Source organism: Burkholderia alba (assembly GCF_034721475.1).
GTDB classification, from domain to species: Bacteria; Pseudomonadota; Gammaproteobacteria; order Burkholderiales; family Burkholderiaceae; genus Burkholderia; species Burkholderia alba.
Window position 1 is genome coordinate 1 of sequence record NZ_JAWJWL010000098.1, and the last position, 3,404, is coordinate 3,404.

The window sequence follows — 3,404 nt, forward strand, 5'->3', positions numbered from 1 at the left end:
TGTCGATGGCGATCTAAAAGCGCGCAAATCTGGCGGCGAGAGCAAACGACGACAATTCGCCCTGATACAGAAATGGGGTTGATGGTGCGCGCGTAGCCGGGAGCCCGGAGGGCGAGCGGAAACGCGCGCGGCTGGCGCTCCGAATACTGGGGCGGGATGTGATAAAACGGCGGTGCACCGAGGAAACAGCAGGTGCGACGCCGTCCCGACCGGCAAGTTAGTCCGGTGCCGCACCTCCACTGGACCCGTAGACCCGCCCATCGGCGTGGTCGGGAGACTCGTGTGGCCCGAGTATTGCACCGCCCACGCGTCGCGTCGACTTCGTTCGACTCCGTTTCTTCGGCGTTTCCCGGGAACCGCCGATGTCCGAGGCCACGGGCCGCCTTTACCTTTGCGCGCGCTGTCGCGCCCAGGTTGTCATCTGCAAACCCTGCGATCGCGGCCAGCGCTTTTGCACTCGCGAATGCGCCCGTTCGACGCGGCGCGAGCGTGTGCTTGAGGCTGGTCGCCGCTATCAGGATAGTCGCTGCGGTCGTATGGTTCATGCCCTCCGGCAGGCCCGATACCGTGATCGCCGACAGAAAGTGACGCATCAGTGTTCACCTGCGCCGCTCGCGAATGATGTACTGCAGTCGTCCTCGAACGATGTCGCCATCGCGGTGGAAAACGTCGTCAAAAGTGCGGCGACATCCCGCGCTTTCCAGTGTGCGCATTGCGGTCGGTCGCTGTCGCCGTTTGTGCGACACGACTTTGTCCGGCGTCGAGGACGTGATGCCCGTTCCCTTGGCTCCGGAGATACCTCATGACGATCTCAGTTGACCTGGTGGCGCAGATCCTGCGCCTGTATCACGTGGAGAAGTGGCGCTGCAATACCATTGCGCGGCAGTTGCACGTCCATCACACCACGGTGTCGCGCGTGCTGGTTCAGGCTGGGTTACCGCGGCACGGTAAGCCATTGCGTGGGACGATGATCGATCCCTATCTGCCGTTCGTATTGCAGACGTTGGAGAAATTCCCTTCGCTGACCGCCAGCCGCCTGTACGAGATGGTGCGCGGGCGTGGCTATCGCGGCTCGGCCCATCACTTCCGGCATCTGGTGTCCCTGCATCGACCGCGGCGGCCAGCCGAGGCCTTCCTGCGGTTGCGCACCTTGCCCGGCGAGCAGGCCCAGGTCGACTGGGGGCACTTCGGTCACCTCGAGATCGGCCGTGCCCGCCGACCGCTGATGGCGTTCGTGATGGTCCTGTCCTACTCGCGCGACATCTATCTGCGTTTCTTCCTTGATGCGCGCATGGAAAACTTCCTGCGCGGGCACATCGGCGCGTTCAACACCTGGTGCGGACTGCCCAAGGTTCTGCTGTACGACAACCTGAAGTCCGCTGTACTCGAGCGCCAGGGCGATGCGATTCGCTTCCACCCGACGCTGCTCGCGTTCGCTGGCCACTATCGGTTCGAGCCGCGTCCGGTGGCGCCTGCCCGGGGAAACGAGAAGGGGCGGGTCGAGCGCGCGATTCGGCATATCCGCGAAGCCTTCTTTGCGGCGCGCACGTTCACCGACCTCGCCGATCTGAACGTGCAAGCCGAACGCTGGTGCCGCGGCCAGGCTGCCGATCGGCCGTGCCCCGAGGATCGCGAAATGACGGTGCGCGAGGCATTGGCTCGCGAGCAGCCGTTCCTGCTGCCATTACCCGACAACCCGTATCCCGTCGAAGAGCAACTCGCCGTCACGGTCGGCAAGACGCCGTACGCGCGCTTCGATCTGAACGACTACTCGGTTCCCCATCGCCACGTGCGCCGCACGCTGACGATCCGCGCCGATTCGGATCAGGTTCGCGTGTTCGACGGCGCCGAGATGATCGCCAGTCACCGGCGCAGCTACGACCGCGGCGCGCAAATCGAAGACCCGGCGCACATCCAGACGCTCAAGTCGTTCAAGCGTGCCGCCCGTCAACACCGCGGCGTCGACGGGTTGACCAAAGCCGTGCCGATCTGCCAGGTGCTGCTCGTGCGGGCCGCCGAGTGCGGCGCGATCACCACTGCGCTGCTGCGTCTGCTCGACCGGTACGGCGCGGCCGAGGTCCGGGGCGCGGTCGAGGAGGCGCTGCGCACCGGCTCCCCGCATTCGAATACGGTGCGCCTCGTGCTCGAACGACGGCGCATCGCGCGTGGGGCGCCGCCGCCTGTCGAGATCAACCTGCCCGAACACGTACGCAACAAGGACAGCCCGGTGCAGCCACACCGCCTCGATACCTACGACCAACTAAGCTCTGGAAACCGTGATGACGACACCGATACCGAACCCAATCCCGAATCCTGCTGATCTGCTGTACGAGCGCGTCAAGGCGCTGCGCCTGAATGGCCTTGCCAAGCACTGGAGCGAAGCCGTTGGCGCCCCGTGGGTCGAATCCCTAGTGCGTTGGGAGGAAGCCGAGCGCACCAATCGCTCGCTGCAACGGCGCATCCGCAGCTCCAAACTCGGCAAGTTCAAGGTGCTGGCCGACTTCGACTGGGGCTGGCCCAAGCGCATCGACCGGATGGCCGTCGAGGAACTGATGTCGCTCGGCTTCCTCGAGACCGCCACCAATATCGTGTTCACCGGACCCAACGGCGTAGGCAAATCGACGCTCGCCCTGAACGTGGCGCATCAGGCGCTGATTGCCGGCAGCCGGGTCATGTTCTGCTCGGCCGGCGCGATGCTCGGCGAGCTGGCAGCGCTCGACAGCGATTCCGCGCTGCGCCGCCGGCTGCACTACTATACGTCGCCGGATGTTCTGCTGATCGACGAGGTTGGCTACCTGTCCTACTCGAACCGCCACGCTGACCTGTTGTTCGAGATCGTGAGCCGTCGTTACGAAAAACGCTCGACCATCGTGACGACCAACAAGCCGTTCAAGGAATGGTCGGACGTGTTCCCGAATGCTGCTTGCGTGGTCTCGCTGATCGATCGCCTGGTCCACCGCTCCGAGGTGATTTCGATCGAGGGCGAATCCTACCGCCTCAAGGAGGCCCAGGAGAACAGCGAAGCACGGGCGCAGCGGCGCGGCACGAAGAAATCCTCTCGTCCGGACGCCGAGCCATGAAACCCGTGCTTCCTTCGGGACGCCGGCACGGATTGCCGTTCGTGCTGCCTGACGACTGGACGCCAGAGCAGGCGCTGGCCGTGTACGAACTGCTCGACGATCTGCTCACCGTGATCGGTAACGTCTACGGTGACCAGCTACACGCGCAACTGCGCCAGCAACGTGCACCGGTGCCGCCCGTCACTGCCACGCCGGATCCGCTCGATCCGTTCTGATTCTCTCTCATCGTTACGAACAACATGGGGCCTCACGGCCCCTTGTTCGTTGAGCAACTCTCTCAACCTTCCGTCGTCATTTACCCGCGCTTTTACGTCGCCGTCAACA

The 3,404-nt window shown here is 64.3% G+C and carries 3 protein-coding genes; all 3 read left to right on the forward strand.

The genetic code is table 11. From position 1 onward, the window contains the following. Positions 1 to 802: 802 nt before the first annotated feature. The 3 genes from istA to RZR99_RS32385 are packed head-to-tail and all read left to right on the forward strand — an operon-like array spanning position 803 to position 3,295. On the forward strand, positions 803 to 2,320 hold the full coding sequence (istA, locus tag RZR99_RS32375; RefSeq protein WP_323123768.1) for an IS21 family transposase: 1,518 nt from the start codon (positions 803 to 805) through the stop codon (positions 2,318 to 2,320). After that, positions 2,280 to 3,080, forward strand: a complete 801-nt coding sequence (istB, locus tag RZR99_RS32380; RefSeq protein ID WP_323123769.1) for an IS21-like element helper ATPase IstB — start codon at positions 2,280 to 2,282, stop codon at positions 3,078 to 3,080. The genes istA and istB overlap by 41 nt, the downstream gene beginning before the upstream one ends. Continuing rightward, positions 3,077 to 3,295 (forward strand): hypothetical protein, encoded by a 219-nt coding sequence (locus RZR99_RS32385; RefSeq protein ID WP_323123770.1) that lies wholly within the window; start codon positions 3,077 to 3,079, stop codon positions 3,293 to 3,295. The genes istB and RZR99_RS32385 overlap by 4 nt, the downstream gene beginning before the upstream one ends. Positions 3,296 to 3,404 lie beyond the last annotated feature (109 nt).

Coding starts and splice junctions, on each gene's coding strand:
- istA (WP_323123768.1), top strand. CDS start 803: ATGACGATCTCAGTTGACCTGGTGGCGCAGATCCTGCGCCTGTATCAC.
- istB (WP_323123769.1), top strand. CDS start 2,280: ATGACGACACCGATACCGAACCCAATCCCGAATCCTGCTGATCTGCTG.
- RZR99_RS32385 (WP_323123770.1), top strand. CDS start 3,077: ATGAAACCCGTGCTTCCTTCGGGACGCCGGCACGGATTGCCGTTCGTG.